Consider the following 15,438-nt stretch of genomic DNA (forward strand, 5'->3'; position numbering starts at 1 on the left):
GCCCGCAGGGGTTCAGGGGCAAGAAGAGCAAGGACGACAGCCAATGACGACACTCCCCGACCCAAGGAGCCTTGTCAACGCGGACTACGCGGACGGTTCCATCTACTCCAACCCCGATCTGTACGACATGGAAATGGACCGCATTTTCATGCACAACTGGATCTGGGTCGCCCATCGCAGCGACATTCCCGAGGCGGGCAGTTTCATCACCACCTTTGTCGGCGCGCATCCTGTTGTGGTCACGCGTGACCGCAAGGGGGATGTGCATGTCATGCTCAACCGCTGCCGCCACCGGGGTGCGACCGTGTGCGAACACAAGCGCGGCAAGGCGGCAAGCTTTGTCTGCCCCTATCACGGCTGGGCTTACGGGCTGGACGGCGCACTGCGCGGCGTGCCGTTCCAGGACGGGTATTCGGGCCAGCTCGACAAGGCGAAATACCCGCTCGTCTCGCTGCGGGTGGAAGAATATAACGGCCTGATCTTTGCGACGTTCGATGCCGATATCATGCCGCTGGACGCGTGGCTGGGCCGCGCCAAGCCGTGGATCGACCTGTTCATGAAGCAGGGGGCCGGGTGGCCGGTCAAGACCATGGGCGAGCACAAGTTCACCTTTCCGGGCAACTGGAAGATCCAGCTCGAAAACACGACCGATGCCTACCATTTCCCCATCGTGCACAAATCCTTCCTGGATTCCGTGGACGGGGAAACGCAGAACACCTTCGACTTTGTAGAGGGCGAAGGTTATGTCGAGGATCTGGGCCACGGCCATTCCGTCATGGTCATGATCCCCGAACTGGTCGATCTCGAAGCCGATCTGGACGCCCCCATTCCCGAACGGTTCATGGAACTGGCCGAATGTCTGTCCAGGGACTATCCGCCCGAGCAGGTGCGCAGGATCGTGCGCGCGGTCGGCGGGTCTGGGTTCAACCTCAACCTGTTTCCCAATCTTGCATGTTCCATGGCGTTTTTCCGCGTCCTGCGTCCGCTCAGCGTGACCGAGACCGAAATCCGCCATATCGCCATCGGCATGGATGGCGGACCCAAGCTGGGCAACGACATGCGCCTGCGCCTGCATGAGCATTTCCAGGGGCCCATGGGCTTTGGTTCCCCTGACGATGCCGAGGCCTGGGACCGCGTGCAGCGGGGTTCGCTGGCCGGGCGTGACATCGCCATTCTGCTCAATCGCGGGCTGGGGCATGAAGCCCGGCGTGAAGACGGTAACCTGTTCAGCGATGTCAGCGCCGAAACCGGCATGCGGGCGGCCTACAGGCAGTGGCTGGCGGCCATGACGGATGTGAACGCAGCCCGCAGCGCGGAAGAAAGGGAGACCGTGGCATGAGCATTACGCTGAACGAAGCCGTCGAGCTTGTGACGCTGGAGGCAGATATGCTCGACCATGGCGACTTTACGCCGTGGCTGTCCCTCTACACCCAGGACGGGCTGTATATCGTGCCGATCGACCCCGATACGGACGATTTCGAGGATATTCTCAATTATGCCTACGACAATGCCGAAATGCGGGAAAAGCGCGTGCAGCGCCTGCTGGGGGGGCGCGCCATTTCGGCTGCTCCTCCGGCCCGCACGGTCCGCCTGCTTTCGCGCTATCGCCTGCTCGACACAGGTGCCGATGCCTGCACCCTGCGCTGCGCGCAGCTGCTGATCGAACTGCGTCAGGGGCGTGAACGCTACTACGCCGCCAATGTCACCTTCGATCTGGTCCGCACGGAGGCAGGGCTCAGGATCGGGCGCAAGGTCGTAAGGCTCCTGACCTCGACCGAGGCGCTGACCGCCGTGAGCTATATCCTGTGACCGCCACGGCACCTTCTGGCACAGCGCCTGTAGCCCTGCCCGTTGCCCTGGTAACGGGGGGTGCCAACGGGCTGGGGGCCTGTATCGCGGCCCATCTGGTCGCATGCGGGTATCGTGTCGCGGTGGCGGATGTGAACGCAGCCGCCGCCCAGGCAACGGCTGCGGCGCTGGGGCCGCAGGCCATGGCCGTGGCCATGGACGTGACCAGTGAACGCGCGGTGGAAGCCGGGCTGGACGCGGTGGAGGCCACCTTCGGTCTGCCATGGCTGCTGGTGAACAACGCCGCTGTCATGAAGGCGGAAAAAGTGCTCGATATCGGTGTGGACACGTTCGACGCCATTATCGCGGTCAATCTGCGCGGCACGTTTCTGGGGTGCCAGCGCTTTGCACGCCGGCTGCGGGCGGCCAATGCGGGCGGGCGGATCGTCAATATGGGGTCTCTCGCGGGGGAAAACGGCGGCACCGCCACGGGGGCGCATTACGCGGCCTCCAAGGGCGGGGTGCATACGCTGACCAAGGTTTTCGCCCGTGACCTTGCCCCGCACGGCATTACGGTCAACGCCATTGCCCCCGGCCCGCTAGACCTGCCCTCGGTCGCCGCCACCATCGGGGCGGAAAACGCCGCCCGGGTGCTGTCCGGCCTGCCGACCGGCCAGCCCGGCAGCCCCGAGACCGTAGCGCGCATGGTGGCCGAACTGGCCCGGCCTGATGCGGGGTCCATTACCGGTTCGATTATCGACATCAACAGCGGACTTTACATGCGATGACCCAGCCCTGCGCATCCGCCGCCATTCTGCCCGGCCAGAGCCTGGAGGTAGAAGTTACAGCCGCCGAACGCCGGGGTGACGTGCTGCTGTTCAGCCTGAGCCTGCCCGACGGTGCGGACCTGCCCGCGTGGGAGGCCGGGGCGCATATCGACCTTGTTCTGGGCGACGGGCTGATCCGCCAGTATTCCCTGTGCGGCGACCCGGCCGAACGGTCGTGCTACCGTCTGGCGGTGCTGCGCGACCCGGCGTCCCGCGGGGGGTCGGCCGCGGTGCATGATCAGGTGTGCCTGGGCCGCAAACTGACCATTGGCGCACCGCGCAACCTGTTCGCACTCGATACGGGGGCGGCATATTCCGTGCTGGTGGGCGGGGGCATTGGCGTGACCCCGCTGATCGCCATGGCCTACGAACTGCATGATCGCAGGCAGCCCTTTACGCTGCATTACGTCGCGCGGGACCCGGTTTTCGCGCAGGTGCTGGCGGCAACCCCTTTTGCGGACCGTGTTGTGGTGCATGACCGTAGCACGCCAGACGCCCCGCGCCTGGACCTGGCGCAGGCACTGTCGGCGGGTGCGTTGCCACAGGGGGCGGAGATCGCGTCCACGCATGTCTATACCTGCGGGCCGCTGGGGCTGATGGATGCGGTGTTCGAAACCGGGCAGGCGCTGGGCTATGCCGGGCAGACCCTGCACCGCGAGGCTTTTTCCGCCGAGCCGGTGGTCGGGGGCGAGGGGTTCAGCGTTCTGGCCGCGCGTTCTGGCGTTCGGGTCGAGGTCGGGCCGGAGGAAAGCATTGCCGCGGCCCTGGGCAAGGCCGGGGTGAAAGTCACCCTGAGCTGCGAGCAGGGCATTTGCGGCACCTGCGTTGTCAGCGTGCTGGAGGGTGAAGCCGACCACCGCGACCAGTACCTGACGGACGAGGAACGCACGGACCAGATCGCCCTGTGCTGTTCGCGCGCGCGCAGCCCGCTGCTGGTTGTGGATATCTGATGTCTGGCGCCCCGCGTGTCTGTGTGGCGGGGATCGGGGCCGTGGGTGGCACGGTTGCCGCCATGCTTGCCCGCGCGGGGGCCGATGTCGCGCTGGTTGCGCGCGGAGCGACGCTGGCCGCCCTGCAGTCGGGTGGGCTGACCCTGCATGACGGGGCCGGTGCTTTTACATGCAGGCCCAGGGCTGCGGCGCAGGCCAGTGGCCCCGCGTGCGATCTTGTCATTCTGGCCGTCAAGTCGCACCAGCTTGGCGCGGTTCTGCCTGCGGTGGCGCCGGTAATCGGGCCGGACACACTGGTGCTGCCCATTGTCAACGGCGTGCCATGGTGGATGACCGCGCGGCCCGGCGCGTATACCCCCGGGCCCGACACGCCCAGTCTGGATGCGTCCAGTCTGGAGGAGCCCTGTCTGGACACGCCCGCTTCGGGCACGCCCATCCCGGTCGGCCGGCAGGGTCGGGATGGCAGCCTCCACGATGGGAGCCACCAGTCATGCGGTGCGGCGGCTCCCGTCGTGGACCCCGGCGGGGTTCTGGCGCGTGGTGTCGCGCTGCGGGCGGTTCTTGGCTGTGTGGCCTATGTGTTTTCCACCATGCCCGAGCCGGGGGTTGCGGTCTGCGCGCGCCAGCCCCGGCTTGTGCTGGGTGCGGCCGTACCCGGCGGTGTGGCGGCCCCGGCCATGGCGGCGGTACTGGACGTGTTGCTGCGTGCGGGGATTGCGGTCGAACACAGTGCGGATATTTACAGTGCCGCATGGGACAAGCTGGTGGCCAATCTGGCGACCAACCCGCTTTCCGTCGTGTGCGAGGCATCTCTGGGCCAGCTTGGCACGCAGGAGCAGACCCGCGCCCTGATCGAAGCCGTCGCGCGCGAAGGCCTGCAGGTGGGGGCCGCGTGCGGCCTGCACGGAACCCTCGGCCCCGAAAAGCTGCTGGACATGGTGGCCGCGGCCGGCGGGCACGAAACCTCCATGCTTCAGGACTACAGGGGCGGCCGCCCCCTGGAACTGGCCGCGATAGGCGATGCGGTCATCGCCCTGGCCGATGTTTACGGCATTGCCGTTCCCGTAACCCGAACACTCGTAAGGCTGGCCCGTTTCAAAAGTGCCGCCAACAGGGAGAAGTAAGTCATGACGGCCGATATCTGTTCAGACGAATGGCGCCTGCGTGTGCGCCTTGCCGAATGTTACCATCTGGTCGATTACTTCGGCTGGACGGAAATGATCTTCAACCACATTTCGGTCCGCCTGCCGGGCGAGACGAGGCGCTACCTCGTCAACGCCTTCGGCCTGAATTACGACGAAATTTCTCCCGAGAACCTGCTTGTGGTCAACGCCGACGGCAAGCTGGAAACGGATGCGCCCGACAAGCCCAACCCGGCAGGCTTTGCCCTGCACGGTGCGATCCACGCCGCGCGGGACGACGTGCACTGCATCATCCACACCCACACCAGCGAGGTGAGTGCCGTGGCCGTCAAGCAGGGCGGTTTCAGCCACGACAATTTCTACGGTGCGCAGCTTTTCGGCCGTGTGGGCTACCACGCGTTCGAGGGGATTACCCTGTATGAGGAAGAACGCCCCCGCATGCTGGAAAGCCTGGGGGACAGGCACGTGCTGGTGCTGCGCAACCATGGCGTGGCCGTGGGTGAAAGCGATATCGCCCGTGCTTTCTTCCTGCTCTGGACCGTGCAACGCGCGGCCGAAATCCAGTGCCATACCGGCATGATCCCCGGCCCCGACACCCCCATCAGCGATACCATCCGCGCGGCCTGTGCGCGCGACGCGGCCTGGGTGCTGTCCACCACCAACGCCGCCGACAAGATGTTCGATGCCGCCGTGCGCAAGATGCGGCGCGAACGCGGCCCACTCTGGCACGGCGACAACGCCTGACATCCGCGCCGGTATGCCGGGCTGCCCATGCGGGCGGCCCCGTCGTCCAGCAACCGCCTGTTCCACACCGCCCGCCATGCCCGAAAACCAAGGAGCCGACCCCCGATGAATGACGCCAGACTGCGCCAGGCCGCAACATTCGTGCAGCGTATCGAGACAAGCGAGCCCGTGCTGCGTGCGTTCACGGCCTATGACCCGGTGCGCATCCGGGCCGAGGCGCTGAGCGTGCCACAGGGACCGCTGGCCGGGCTGAGCGTGGGGGTGAAGGACATTATCGACACCGCCGATTACGCCACAGGTCACGGTTCCCCCATTTACGACGGCTGGCACCCCCGTTCGGACGCGTCCTGCGTGACCCTGCTGCGGGCGGCAGGCGCGGTCTGCGTGGGCAAGACCGTCACGACCGAATTCGCGTTCTTTCGCGCCGGGGCTACGGTCAACCCGTACGACCATGCCCGCACGCCCGGCGGGTCGTCCTCCGGTTCGGCCACGGCCGTGGCGGCGGGCATGGTCGATATCGGCCTTGCGTCGCAGACTGCGGCATCGCTCACGCGCCCGGCGTCCTATTGCGGAATTGTCGGCTTCAAACCCAGCTATGGACGGTATGCGGCGGCGGGAATCAAAAGCCTTGCCCCCTCATTCGACACGCTGGGCACCCTGACGCGCGACGTGGCAACCGCTGCCCTGGCCGACAGTGTGCTCAAGGGCCCGGTCGCCAGCCCCACCCCGCTTGTCGCCCGTGCGCCTGCGCGCATCGGCCTGTGCCGCACCCCCCACTGGGCGGAGGCCGGGCCTGCCACACAGGCCGCACTGGAACAGGCCGCTACCCTGTTCGGCGCACAGGTGGACGTGGTCGAAATCGACCTGAGCGACTTTGCCGATGCGGCTGACCTGCACATTACCATCATGAGCTATGAGGCCGTTCAGGCTCTGGCGTGGGAATATACGCACCGGCGCGACATGCTCAGTCCACAGATTTCGGCCCTGCTGGACGCGGGGCGGGGCATTGCCTACGCGACCTACCGCACCGCCCTGGCCCGTGCGCAGGACCTGCGCGCCCGCATGGCCGAGCTGGTGTCGCCGGGCACGGTGCTGCTGGCCCCCGCCGCGCCCGACGTGGCCCCGCTGCTGACCGAAGGCACGGGCAGCCCGCTGTTCAGCCGTTTGTGGACCCTGTTGCGCCTGCCCACCCTTACCATGCCGGGGCTGGTCAGCGCGGCGGGGCTGCCCGTAGGTGTGCAGCTTCTGGGCGCCTTCGGGGAGGACGAAGCCCTTCTGGCCCACGCCGCCTGGGCCGAAACGGTGCTGCCGCCCCGCCCGGTCCCGCCCGTGGTCGTGCCCGCCTGAAGCGGCCTTGAGGGCGGGCGAGGGGCTGGCAGTGCGGCTGCTCCCCGGTTGGCCCTCTGTTGCCCGGCGGGCTGTTCCTCCTGTTGCCAGCCGGGCGGGCTGAAGTGCTCCCCGCCTGCGCCGCCCGCCCGGCGCAGTACTACCTACCGTGACGGCTGCTGGCCGATCGTTTCAAGGAAAGTGAGACCCATGGCTGACGACACATCCCTTGTTGAAACACTGAGTGCGACCCTCGCAGCTCTGACCCGCCGGGTGGACGAACTGGAGGCCGAGGCCGATATCCGCCGTATTCAGGCGCGCTACATGTTCCTGTGCGATACACCCTGCCCCGAAGCCGGGGTGGAGGACGACGCCACGCGGATCGAGCGGATCATGGACCTGTATACCGAGGACGCGGTATGGGAAGGGGTTGGGGAATACTATACCAACCAGTTCGGCCAGTGTGTGGGCAAAGCGGCCATTCGCAGGCATTTCGAGGGGTTCTGGGGTCTCAAGCGCGACCCGGCTCTGGTGCTGAACGTGCATTACCTGACATCGGAACAGATTCATGTGCAGGGCGATGAGGCCGACGGGCAATGGGTGCACTGCCAGCCCTGGATTTTCAGCGATGGCAGTTCCCTGCTGCGGTCCAGCCGCCTGAACAACCTGTTCCGCCGTGAAAACGGGGTCTGGAAAATTGCCCGCACCCGCACGGAAAACGTTTTTGTAGCCCCTCTGGCGCAGGGCTGGGCACAGAGCATTCCCACCCGTTCGGTGCTGATGCAGCCCTGAATGCCTATGGGCACCGGGGTATGGCCCGCATGTTACGGGCCGATACGGATTTGAAAAAGAACGAGAGAAAAAGGATTTTTCATATGGACGATCTCAAGGCCGCAACACAGGAAATCGTGGATCTGCACGTGCTGCTTCAGGCATGGTTCCGTGGGGAAGGGAGCGAAAACCCGCAGGATATTATTGATCATTTCGCACCGGGCTACGAAATGGTGGGGGCGGCCGGTCGCCGTATCGGGCTGGACGGCTTTGCCGCCGCCCTGCCCAAGCTGCGCGGCTCGCGCCCCGGCCTGGTGATGGAGATCGAGGATGTGGCCATTCATACCCGCGTGGGGGATGCGCTGCTGGCCACGTACCGCGAAGTGCAGACACAGGGCGAAAGCCGCACCGAACGCTGGTCGAGCGCACTGTTCGTGCCCGGCAGCACGGCAACCGGGCTGGCCTGGAGCTTCCTGCACGAAACCTTCCTGCCCTGACGGTCTGAAAAAACCTGCTTTGGCAGAAGACCATGGTGCGAGCACCGCCCGAACGGCCGCGATGGGCTGCCGGCCCATCGCGCATGGACATGTCAGACGATTACCATAACGTTACGATACCGGTACAGTTAAGAGGCACAAGGCCATGAAAGCGCGTTCCGTGATTACCCTGTTCGCGACAGCCTATGTTCTGTCCTTTGTCGACCGGCAGATTCTGGCGTTGCTGATCGGTCCGGTCAAAGCCGATCTGGGCCTGTCGGACTTCCAGTTCGCGTTGCTCAACGGTCTGGCCTTTGCGCTGTTCTATTCCGTACTGGGCCTGCCTGTGGCGGCTCTGGCGGACCGCATGCCCCGCCCGCCCATTCTGGCGGCGGGGGTTGCATTATGGAGCGTGGCTACGATCGGCTGCGGTTTTTCATCGAATTTCTGGCAGCTTTTTTTCTGCCGCACCTGTGTCGGCATAGGGGAGGCGGCACTCGTGCCCGCGGTGTATTCCTTCCTGGCCGACATTGTTCCGCCTGCCAGGCTGGGTCGCACGCTGGCCCTGTTCTCGCTTGGCTCCTTTGTGGGGGCCGGGCTTGCCTTCCTGTGCGGCGGCATGCTGCTGGCAGCCCTGCACGACGCGACATCGTGGCATGGTATTGCGGGGTGGAAGCTGTGTTTCATGGCTGTGGGCCTGCCCGGCCTGCCTCTGGCGCTGTGCATCGCCCTGGGCGTGCGCGAACCTGCCGGGCGGACCTTTGGCACGGGTGAACGCCCGCCTGCCTGGGCGGCCGCCCGTCATATGGCCCGGCACTGGAAGTTTTTTACACTGCATTTTCTGGGCTATTCCTGCACCGCCATCATTCTGTTCTCCCTCATGAGCTGGACCCCGGCCCTGCTCGGGCGCGGGCGGCATTTCTCGCATCAGGATGTAGGACTTGTCATGGGCCTGATCGCCATCGTGTGCGGGTGTGGCGGAGTGTATACCAGCGGGCGGCTGATCGACCTGCTGGCCAGTCGTGGCCATGCGGATGCACCGGCCCGTGTCGGGCTGACAGGGGCCGTGGCGGCCCCGCTCTTTCTGCTGGCGGCATTGCTCATGCCTGGCAATACCGCGTTCGTGCTGCTGCTGGCCGTTGCGTTCTTTTTCGCGTCGTTCCCCATGCCGCCGTCAGCCCTGGTTGTGCAGCAGCAGGTGCCCAAAGCCCTGCGCGCCCAGTTTTCGGCTACATTACTGCTGTGCAACGCCATGATCGGCCTGTCTGGCGGGTCCATGCTGATCGGGTATCTGGACGATCATGTTTTCCGCACGGCGGGGGGAGTGGCGTCATCCCTGGGGTGGGTGGTGGCAGGTGCGGCGGTGATTTCGGGCGTGTGTATCGCCGCAACCCGCCCTTACCTGCGTAAGGCCGCCGTCTAGGGGCGGCCTTACGCCAGATCAGTGAAAGTCGGCGCGGTATCTGTCCACCGCGGCCTGCGCGCAGGCCTCGTCCTTGTCCCCGCCCGGAGCCCCTGACACGCCAATGCCGCCCAGCACGGTGCCGTCGGCCTTGCGTAGCGTAACACCCCCGGCAATGAACAGCACCTCGGGCACGGTCGCCAGCGACCCGTCGGCTGGGCCTGTCAGCTTCGCGGCCACAAGTTCGCTGGTTGCGTTCTTGCCAAAGGCCATGCCGTAGGAATAGGCGGTATAGGCCTTGCGGTACGACACCGACAGGGATTGCAGGGGAACCGTATCGCCCTTGATCACCACCTGCTGGTGGCCGGACGGGTCGACTACGGTTGCGGTGACCGAAAAACCGCGTGCGGCGCAGACACGCACAGCCTCCGCTGCCAGTTTTTCGGCTGTCGTCCAGTCCAGTTTCTGTGTCGTGACAAGGTTCGTGCCCGCCGCCTGGGCCGGCATGGTGGCCCCACCCGCAAGGGCGCTGAGGCAGAGCACGAACGCGCAGGTCACGGCCCTGGCCGGAGCCTTTGCGGTGTGGCGCATGGTTCAGAATTCCTCGTAATGGGCGGGGTCCTGGCCGAATGTGCGTCCATCGGGCCGGGCCAGCGTTGCAATCTGCGCCATGTCGTCGGGGCTCAGTTCAAAATCGAACACGCTCAGGTTTTCCGTCTGCCGCGCCGGGGCTGAGGCTTTGGGTAGCGGCACGGCATCGAGCTGGACATGCCAGCGCAGGATGACCTGGCCTACCGACTTGCCAACCCGTTCCGCCACGGTCTGTAGCACGGGGTCCTGCAACATGCGGCTGGCCCGGCCCAGCGGGCTCCAGGACTGGGTGAGAATCCCGTGTGCCTTGTCAAAGGCGCGCTGTTCGGCCTGCGGAAAATAGGGGTGCAGCTCAACCTGGTTGACCGCAGGTGTTACGCCGGTTTCGGCAATGATCTTTTCGAGGTGTTCGGGCAGGAAGTTGCACACGCCAATGGAGCGGACCAGCCCTTTTTTCTGTGCCTCGATCAGGGCGGTCCAGGCTTCGACATACAGGCCCTTGCTGGGGTTGGGCCAGTGGATCAGATACTGGTCGTAATAGTCGAGCTGCGCGCGATAGAGCGATTCCTCGATCGTGGCGATGGCTTCCTTGAAGTGATGGTGGCGGCCCGGCAGCTTGGAGGTCACGCGTAAGTGTTCACGCGGCACCCCGGCCTGGCGGATGGCTTCGCCCACCGCACCTTCGTTTTCGTAATTGAAGGCGGAGTCGAGCAGGCGGTTTCCGACCCTGATCGCGCTGACCATGTCGGCAACGCCCACCGAGCCGTTGAGCTGGTAGGTTCCAAATCCGATGGCGGGCTGGGTTGCGCCGTCGTTCAGGGTCCGTGTCGGAATTGTCGGTGTGGTCATGCTTGTCAGCTCCTTGGTCTGAGCCCGGGCCTGCGGTGTGTTACCGGGGCAGGACCGGGCTATGCGCGGGGGTGCCGCAAACGGCATAGGGGTGCGCTGTGGCCGCCGAACGGCCGCAAACCACGCCCCGCGCGGGAAAAAGATTAAGGCTCTGTCACCTGTTCGTCAGCGATGACAGCCATATGCCAGTTCAGCAACCCTCGGGAGATACCGTGTCTTCACGGGTGACGGGCACGTGCATGATGATGTCTCCCACGTGCTTGAGGGCGCATGGTAAGGATACGCGCAAACCATGAGAGAGCATGGCGCAACCCCCGTCAATGCCTGCGCAGCGCCTGCCGCAGGCACCCCCATCGGGTACGAGGCATGACGGGCTGATAATACGAATACCCGTCATGGTATCCATGAATTCACTATAAAAAAAGCGATATCGTTTTGCAAGCTTGCGTTGCCCGCCATGGATGTGCGCTCTGTCTGCCACCATGCTGGCCGCACGGCATTCCCCGCAGGGCAGGGGGACATCGGGGGCAGGGAACTGGGACGTTGCGGCTGCCATGATCCGCGGATTGGGCCGGTAGTCTGGGCCGGTAGTCGGGGCCGGAGGTCGGGGTGTCCGGGACCGGCGGTTTGGATCTGGTAATCTGGGGCTCCCGGTTCGGGGCCCCGAGTTCTGGCCCCGCGCTCCTTGGGCCCATGGGCCGGGGCGGGTGGTCTGGTGCAGGGTGGGGCGGCGTGGTGGAGCTTTCGCGGGCAGGTCATCGCTCATGCGGCCGTTCAGGTGCCACCAGGGCCCGGTAAGCCGGACCTTACGGCGCGGCCCGGGCGGTCAGAAGCTGTGCCAGATCATGTAACTGGCCACACAGAAGATAACGCCGGAGAAAAAGACGGTCAGCGCTCCGGTTGTGCCAGCCAGAACCCTGGCCGTGCGCATACCGCCGAAACTGCCCAGAATACCGCCCAGAATAAACAGCAGGGCCAGGTTCCAGTCGATCAGGCCAGACGCCATGTAGCTGATTGCCGTGCTGGCGCCAAAGGCCGCGACCGCGACCAGTGACGTGCCAATGGCGTTCAGGATCGGCATGCCGGTGGACGCAACAAGTGCGGGCACGATCAGGAACCCGCCCCCAATGCCGAAAAACCCGGACAGCACGCCGGTGCCAAGCCCGTAGGTCATGACCTTGGCCGCGTTTTCCCGGTTGCAGGCCGCGCCCTCGCAGCCCTGGTTGCGGCGGCCGCGTAGCATCAGCACCCCCACCACCACCATAAGCAGCGCAAAGCACAGCAACAGGCGGCGGCCATCCATGGCCTTGCCCAGCGTGGCCCCACCCAGTGCGCCCATAACGCCGCATGGGGCGAAAATCGCGGCGCAGCGCCATTTTACGGTACCAAGGCGGGCATGCTGCGCCAGCCCCGCCAGCGCATTGACCGCAACTGCGAGTGCGCTTGTGCCAATGGCGACATGAGGATTGGCAACGCCCACGACATACACCATCAGCGGTACGGCCAGGATCGAGCCGCCACCGCCGATCAGCCCGAGCGTAAAGCCGACAAGGCCGCCGGAAAAAAGTTCCAGAGCCAGATGGATCAGACCTGGCTGCATGTCAGGCTCCGGGGGCTTACCGCTGTGCGGCGGTCAGTGCGTGGTGGCGCGGCAGGCCATGCCGGCGCGGAACGGGCACGATTTTTTTCCTGACGACCCACGCCGTCCCCGTGGTCCGCCCCCGCGCGATGACGATATTGAAACTGCGGGCGTGCGCAGGGAATGCCCCAAAAGCCATTGGATGCCACCGCCCTGACATCGGCCAGCGAAAGCCGGGGCGCAATGAAAAACCGGGGTGTCGGGGAGCGCGAAGGCATCAGTCGGGGGTCTCGATCGAGGGGAGGGGGTACATGGCGGTGGCGGCGTGTCAGAGCGTGTCGATGGGGATTTTGATGTAGCGCGTACCGTTTGTTTCGGGCTCCGGCATGCGGCCCCCGCGCATGTTCACCTGCACCGAGGGCATGATCAGGTTGGGGAGGGACAGCGTGGCGTCGCGCGCGGTGCGCATGGCGGTAAACGTGTTTTCCTCCACGCCGTCATGGACGTGGATATTCCCCTGGCGTTCGGCGCCGATCGTGGTCTCCCACGCGAAATGGTCGCGGCCGGGGGCCTTGTAGTCGTGACACAGGAACAGGCGTGTCCGGTCGGGCAGGGCCATCAGGCGGCGGATCGAATGAAAGAGCTGGCGCGCGTCGCCGCCGGGAAAATCCGCCCGGGCGGTGCCGTAATCGGGCATGAACAGCGTATCGCCGATAAAGGCGGCATCGCCAATGACAAAGGCCATGTCGGCCGGTGTATGGCCGGGCACATGCAGGGCTATGGCATCAATACCCCCGACGGAAAAACGGTCGCCATCGTGGAACAGCCTGTCGAACTGCGAGCCATCCCGCGCGAATTCCGTGCCCGCATTGAAAATCTTGCCAAACACATCCTGCACATGGACGATTTCAGCCCCGATGGCCAGCTTGCCGCCCAACTGGGCCTGGAGCCACGGCGCGGCCGACAGGTGGTCCGCATGGGCATGGGTTTCGAGCTGCCATTCGACATGCAGCCCTTCGGCCCGAACGTAGTCGACCACCTGTTGCGCCGTGGCGTGGCTGGTGCGGCCCGATGCGGCGTCGTAATCCAGCACGCTGTCGATGATCGCGGCCCCGCGCGTGAGCGGGTCATGCACGACATGGGTTGCCGTAAAGGTCGCCGGATCGAAAAAGGAGCGGATTACGGGCGCTCGGGCCTGCCCGTTCTCGACGTGCAGGATCTGGGCGGTGGCGGCGGCCAGTGCGGGATCAGACATGGCGGGCTTCCATTTGTTAATGAAATTTCTTAACTATGGCGTGTCTGTTTATTTAATAATGAAACATTGTTGCGTCAAGGCCGGGTATGGATTTATGAAGGAAGCGATGACGAACTCCGATTCAATGACCTGCACCGCAGAGCCTGTACCGAGAATTGGCGACAAGGCGCCCGATTTCATCGCGCGTACGACGCATGGGCGTTTGCAGTTAAGCAAGCTGCGTGGGCACTGGGTCATGCTGTTTGCCCACCCGGCGGATTTCACGCCCGTCTGCACCAGCGAGTTTCTGGCCTTTGCGGCGGCGTTCGAGCGTTTTCAGGCCGCGGACTGCGCCTTGCTGGGGCTTTCGGTGGACAGCCTGCCGGCGCATCTGGCCTGGATCGAGGCCATTCGTGCGCAGTTCGGGGTCACGATCCCTTTTCCCATCGTCGAGGACCCCTCGATGGCGGTTGCACGGGCTTACGGCATGCTCGACCAGACGGCGGAAAACAGCGCCACGGTTCGCGCCGTGCACGTGATCGACCCCGAGGGCATCATTCGTGCGATCACGTGGTATCCCATGTCGGTCGGCCGGTCGGTCACGGAAATGCTGCGCCTGCTTGCGGCGTTGCAGAAAGTCAGCAGGGAAGATGTGCTGACCCCCGAAGGGTGGCGACCGGGGGACGATACCGTGCTGCCAGCCGTGCAGACCCAGCAGGACGCCGTTGCCGCCGGCCCCGCGTGGTTCATGCGCACCCAGCCGGACACGCGCGCATGAATGCCCTGAGCGCCGACGACGCAAAAAAACTGACCGAACGCCTGAAACTGTTCGCGCAGCCGCAGCGGCTCATGATTCTGGCGCAGTTGCTGGACGGGCCGCGGGCTGTCAGCGAACTGGAAAGCGGTACGGGTATTGGCCAGCCGACACTCAGCCAGCAGCTTGGGGTGCTGCGCCGGGCCGGGATCTTGCGCACTGAACGCGAATCGCGCGCGATCTTCTACAGCTTTGCCGAGCCGGAGGAAGAAAACTGGGTGCGTTCGCTGTTTGGGGTCTGGAACACGCAATCCGGCCTGTACGTGCCCCCCAGAGGGGCTTCGCCACGCCCGCATGCCAGCACGCGCGAGGATGTCGGGGCCATATTTGCCCGCGTCGGCGTCATGGCCGACAGGGACTGACCCGCTCCGTGGCCCGATGGCCGTGGGTATGAAGGGGGCTGTTGTAGTCGCCCCGCATGGTCTTGCCGTGACCCCGCTCCCACCTGCGCATGGGGCTTGTTGTCTTCCCCCGTTTGTGGACTGCCTGCCCGCAGCCCGCAGCCCGCAGCCCGCAGCCCGCAGCCCGCAGCCCGCAGCCCGCAGCCCCGTTTTGCCGGTTGTGCGGCGTAATCTCCCGCGCCGGGGCTCACGGGCGGGGGCAATGCTTTTGTCCCACGCGTATGTCACCAATCATGCTCTGGCCGCTCGGTTATCGCGGTCCGGGGCGATTGATGGCGTTACAGAAATTGGCGTTTCGGGGCGGTCGTGCGGGTGAAGGCGCGCCGTCTTTTGCCGTGTCCGGCATCATGAAGGATATCATGAAGGACAGAACCCGCAGGCGACCATGAAGGCTCCATAGCCCGGCGAAGAACACGCGCCATCCCTCCAGCGGGTCGCCCCGCCTGTGTCCGGCCCCTTCCATCCTTCCTTTCCATATTTCTGTTGCCGGTCGGCCGGCATAGGGTTTGTGCCCTGTGCCCTGTGCCCTGTGCCCTGTGCCCTG

Annotated in this window: 16 protein-coding genes; 12 read left to right on the forward strand and 4 right to left on the reverse strand. The window is 65.2% G+C overall.

Annotated elements, in window-relative coordinates; genetic code table 11:
* Nucleotides 1-43: 43 nt before the first annotated feature.
* The 10 genes from ABF990_RS09735 to ABF990_RS09780 all read left to right on the forward strand — a co-directional run bounded on the left by ABF990_RS09735 (nucleotide 44) and on the right by ABF990_RS09780 (nucleotide 9,447).
* Nucleotides 44-1,339 carry an aromatic ring-hydroxylating oxygenase subunit alpha gene (locus ABF990_RS09735; protein WP_415490775.1) on the forward strand — a complete coding sequence of 432 codons (1,296 nt, stop codon included), beginning with the start codon at nucleotides 44-46 and terminating at the stop codon, nucleotides 1,337-1,339.
* Nucleotides 1,336-1,809, forward strand: coding sequence for an aromatic-ring-hydroxylating dioxygenase subunit beta (locus ABF990_RS09740; protein ID WP_415490776.1), 474 nt, complete (start codon nucleotides 1,336-1,338; stop codon nucleotides 1,807-1,809). The genes ABF990_RS09735 and ABF990_RS09740 overlap by 4 nt, the downstream gene beginning before the upstream one ends.
* Complete coding sequence (locus tag ABF990_RS09745; protein ID WP_415500125.1) at nucleotides 1,806-2,576, forward strand: SDR family NAD(P)-dependent oxidoreductase; 771 nt, start codon at nucleotides 1,806-1,808, stop codon at nucleotides 2,574-2,576. The genes ABF990_RS09740 and ABF990_RS09745 overlap by 4 nt, the downstream gene beginning before the upstream one ends.
* Nucleotides 2,573-3,565, forward strand: coding sequence for a PDR/VanB family oxidoreductase (locus ABF990_RS09750; protein WP_415500124.1), 993 nt, complete (start codon nucleotides 2,573-2,575; stop codon nucleotides 3,563-3,565). The genes ABF990_RS09745 and ABF990_RS09750 overlap by 4 nt, the downstream gene beginning before the upstream one ends.
* The gene (locus tag ABF990_RS09755) at nucleotides 3,565-4,689 is read left to right on the forward strand and encodes a ketopantoate reductase family protein (RefSeq protein WP_415490779.1); all 1,125 of its coding nucleotides are present in this window, start codon (nucleotides 3,565-3,567) and stop codon (nucleotides 4,687-4,689) included. Before ABF990_RS09750 ends, ABF990_RS09755 begins: the two co-directional genes overlap by 1 nt.
* Before the next feature lie 3 nt (nucleotides 4,690-4,692).
* Nucleotides 4,693-5,451 (forward strand): class II aldolase/adducin family protein, encoded by a 759-nt coding sequence (locus tag ABF990_RS09760; protein ID WP_415490780.1) that lies wholly within the window; start codon nucleotides 4,693-4,695, stop codon nucleotides 5,449-5,451.
* A gap of 105 nt (nucleotides 5,452-5,556) precedes the next feature.
* A complete protein-coding gene (locus ABF990_RS09765; protein WP_415490781.1) occupies nucleotides 5,557-6,798 on the forward strand; it encodes an amidase in 1,242 nt (413 codons plus the stop codon).
* A 189-nt stretch (nucleotides 6,799-6,987) separates the two neighbouring features.
* Nucleotides 6,988-7,569, forward strand: coding sequence for a nuclear transport factor 2 family protein (locus tag ABF990_RS09770; RefSeq protein ID WP_415490782.1), 582 nt, complete (start codon nucleotides 6,988-6,990; stop codon nucleotides 7,567-7,569).
* Nucleotides 7,570-7,652: 83 nt separating this feature from the next.
* Nucleotides 7,653-8,045, forward strand: a complete 393-nt coding sequence (locus ABF990_RS09775) for a hypothetical protein (RefSeq protein WP_415490783.1) — start codon at nucleotides 7,653-7,655, stop codon at nucleotides 8,043-8,045.
* Between the two features lie 145 nt (nucleotides 8,046-8,190).
* Entirely contained in the window at nucleotides 8,191-9,447 is a 1,257-nt protein-coding gene (locus tag ABF990_RS09780; RefSeq protein ID WP_415490784.1) for a spinster family MFS transporter, read from the forward strand.
* Nucleotides 9,448-9,465: 18 nt separating this feature from the next.
* Here ABF990_RS09780 and ABF990_RS09785 read toward each other — a convergent pair whose 3' ends face one another.
* The 4 genes from ABF990_RS09785 to ABF990_RS09800 form a co-directional block, all read right to left on the reverse strand.
* A complete protein-coding gene (locus ABF990_RS09785; RefSeq protein WP_415490785.1) occupies nucleotides 9,466-10,017 on the reverse strand; it encodes a GlcG/HbpS family heme-binding protein in 552 nt (183 codons plus the stop codon).
* A 3-nt stretch (nucleotides 10,018-10,020) separates the two neighbouring features.
* Nucleotides 10,021-10,866, reverse strand: a complete 846-nt coding sequence (locus ABF990_RS09790) for an aldo/keto reductase (protein WP_415490786.1) — start codon at nucleotides 10,864-10,866, stop codon at nucleotides 10,021-10,023.
* An 826-nt stretch (nucleotides 10,867-11,692) separates the two neighbouring features.
* Complete coding sequence (locus tag ABF990_RS09795) at nucleotides 11,693-12,466, reverse strand: sulfite exporter TauE/SafE family protein (protein WP_415490787.1); 774 nt, start codon at nucleotides 12,464-12,466, stop codon at nucleotides 11,693-11,695.
* 307 nt (nucleotides 12,467-12,773) lie between these two features.
* Complete coding sequence (locus tag ABF990_RS09800) at nucleotides 12,774-13,700, reverse strand: MBL fold metallo-hydrolase (RefSeq protein ID WP_415490788.1); 927 nt, start codon at nucleotides 13,698-13,700, stop codon at nucleotides 12,774-12,776.
* Between the two features lie 106 nt (nucleotides 13,701-13,806).
* Here ABF990_RS09800 and ABF990_RS09805 point away from each other — a divergent pair, with 106 nt between their 5' ends.
* Both ABF990_RS09805 and ABF990_RS09810 read left to right on the forward strand, forming a co-directional pair.
* Nucleotides 13,807-14,457 (forward strand): peroxiredoxin, encoded by a 651-nt coding sequence (locus ABF990_RS09805; protein ID WP_415490789.1) that lies wholly within the window; start codon nucleotides 13,807-13,809, stop codon nucleotides 14,455-14,457.
* Nucleotides 14,454-14,855, forward strand: a complete 402-nt coding sequence (locus ABF990_RS09810) for an ArsR/SmtB family transcription factor (RefSeq protein ID WP_415490790.1) — start codon at nucleotides 14,454-14,456, stop codon at nucleotides 14,853-14,855. Before ABF990_RS09805 ends, ABF990_RS09810 begins: the two co-directional genes overlap by 4 nt.
* Nucleotides 14,856-15,438: the final 583 nt, after the last annotated feature.

The organism is Acetobacter sp. (genome assembly GCF_047723915.1).
Lineage (GTDB): Bacteria > Pseudomonadota > Alphaproteobacteria > Acetobacterales > Acetobacteraceae > Acetobacter.

Coding starts and splice junctions, on each gene's coding strand:
- ABF990_RS09795 (WP_415490787.1), bottom strand. CDS start 12,466: ATGCAGCCAGGTCTGATCCATCTGGCTCTGGAACTTTTTTCCGGCGGC.
- ABF990_RS09780 (WP_415490784.1), top strand. CDS start 8,191: ATGAAAGCGCGTTCCGTGATTACCCTGTTCGCGACAGCCTATGTTCTG.
- ABF990_RS09785 (WP_415490785.1), bottom strand. CDS start 10,017: ATGCGCCACACCGCAAAGGCTCCGGCCAGGGCCGTGACCTGCGCGTTC.
- ABF990_RS09755 (WP_415490779.1), top strand. CDS start 3,565: ATGTCTGGCGCCCCGCGTGTCTGTGTGGCGGGGATCGGGGCCGTGGGT.
- ABF990_RS09765 (WP_415490781.1), top strand. CDS start 5,557: ATGAATGACGCCAGACTGCGCCAGGCCGCAACATTCGTGCAGCGTATC.
- ABF990_RS09770 (WP_415490782.1), top strand. CDS start 6,988: ATGGCTGACGACACATCCCTTGTTGAAACACTGAGTGCGACCCTCGCA.
- ABF990_RS09810 (WP_415490790.1), top strand. CDS start 14,454: ATGAATGCCCTGAGCGCCGACGACGCAAAAAAACTGACCGAACGCCTG.
- ABF990_RS09760 (WP_415490780.1), top strand. CDS start 4,693: ATGACGGCCGATATCTGTTCAGACGAATGGCGCCTGCGTGTGCGCCTT.
- ABF990_RS09790 (WP_415490786.1), bottom strand. CDS start 10,866: ATGACCACACCGACAATTCCGACACGGACCCTGAACGACGGCGCAACC.
- ABF990_RS09740 (WP_415490776.1), top strand. CDS start 1,336: ATGAGCATTACGCTGAACGAAGCCGTCGAGCTTGTGACGCTGGAGGCA.
- ABF990_RS09735 (WP_415490775.1), top strand. CDS start 44: ATGACGACACTCCCCGACCCAAGGAGCCTTGTCAACGCGGACTACGCG.
- ABF990_RS09750 (WP_415500124.1), top strand. CDS start 2,573: ATGACCCAGCCCTGCGCATCCGCCGCCATTCTGCCCGGCCAGAGCCTG.
- ABF990_RS09805 (WP_415490789.1), top strand. CDS start 13,807: ATGACGAACTCCGATTCAATGACCTGCACCGCAGAGCCTGTACCGAGA.
- ABF990_RS09800 (WP_415490788.1), bottom strand. CDS start 13,700: ATGTCTGATCCCGCACTGGCCGCCGCCACCGCCCAGATCCTGCACGTC.
- ABF990_RS09775 (WP_415490783.1), top strand. CDS start 7,653: ATGGACGATCTCAAGGCCGCAACACAGGAAATCGTGGATCTGCACGTG.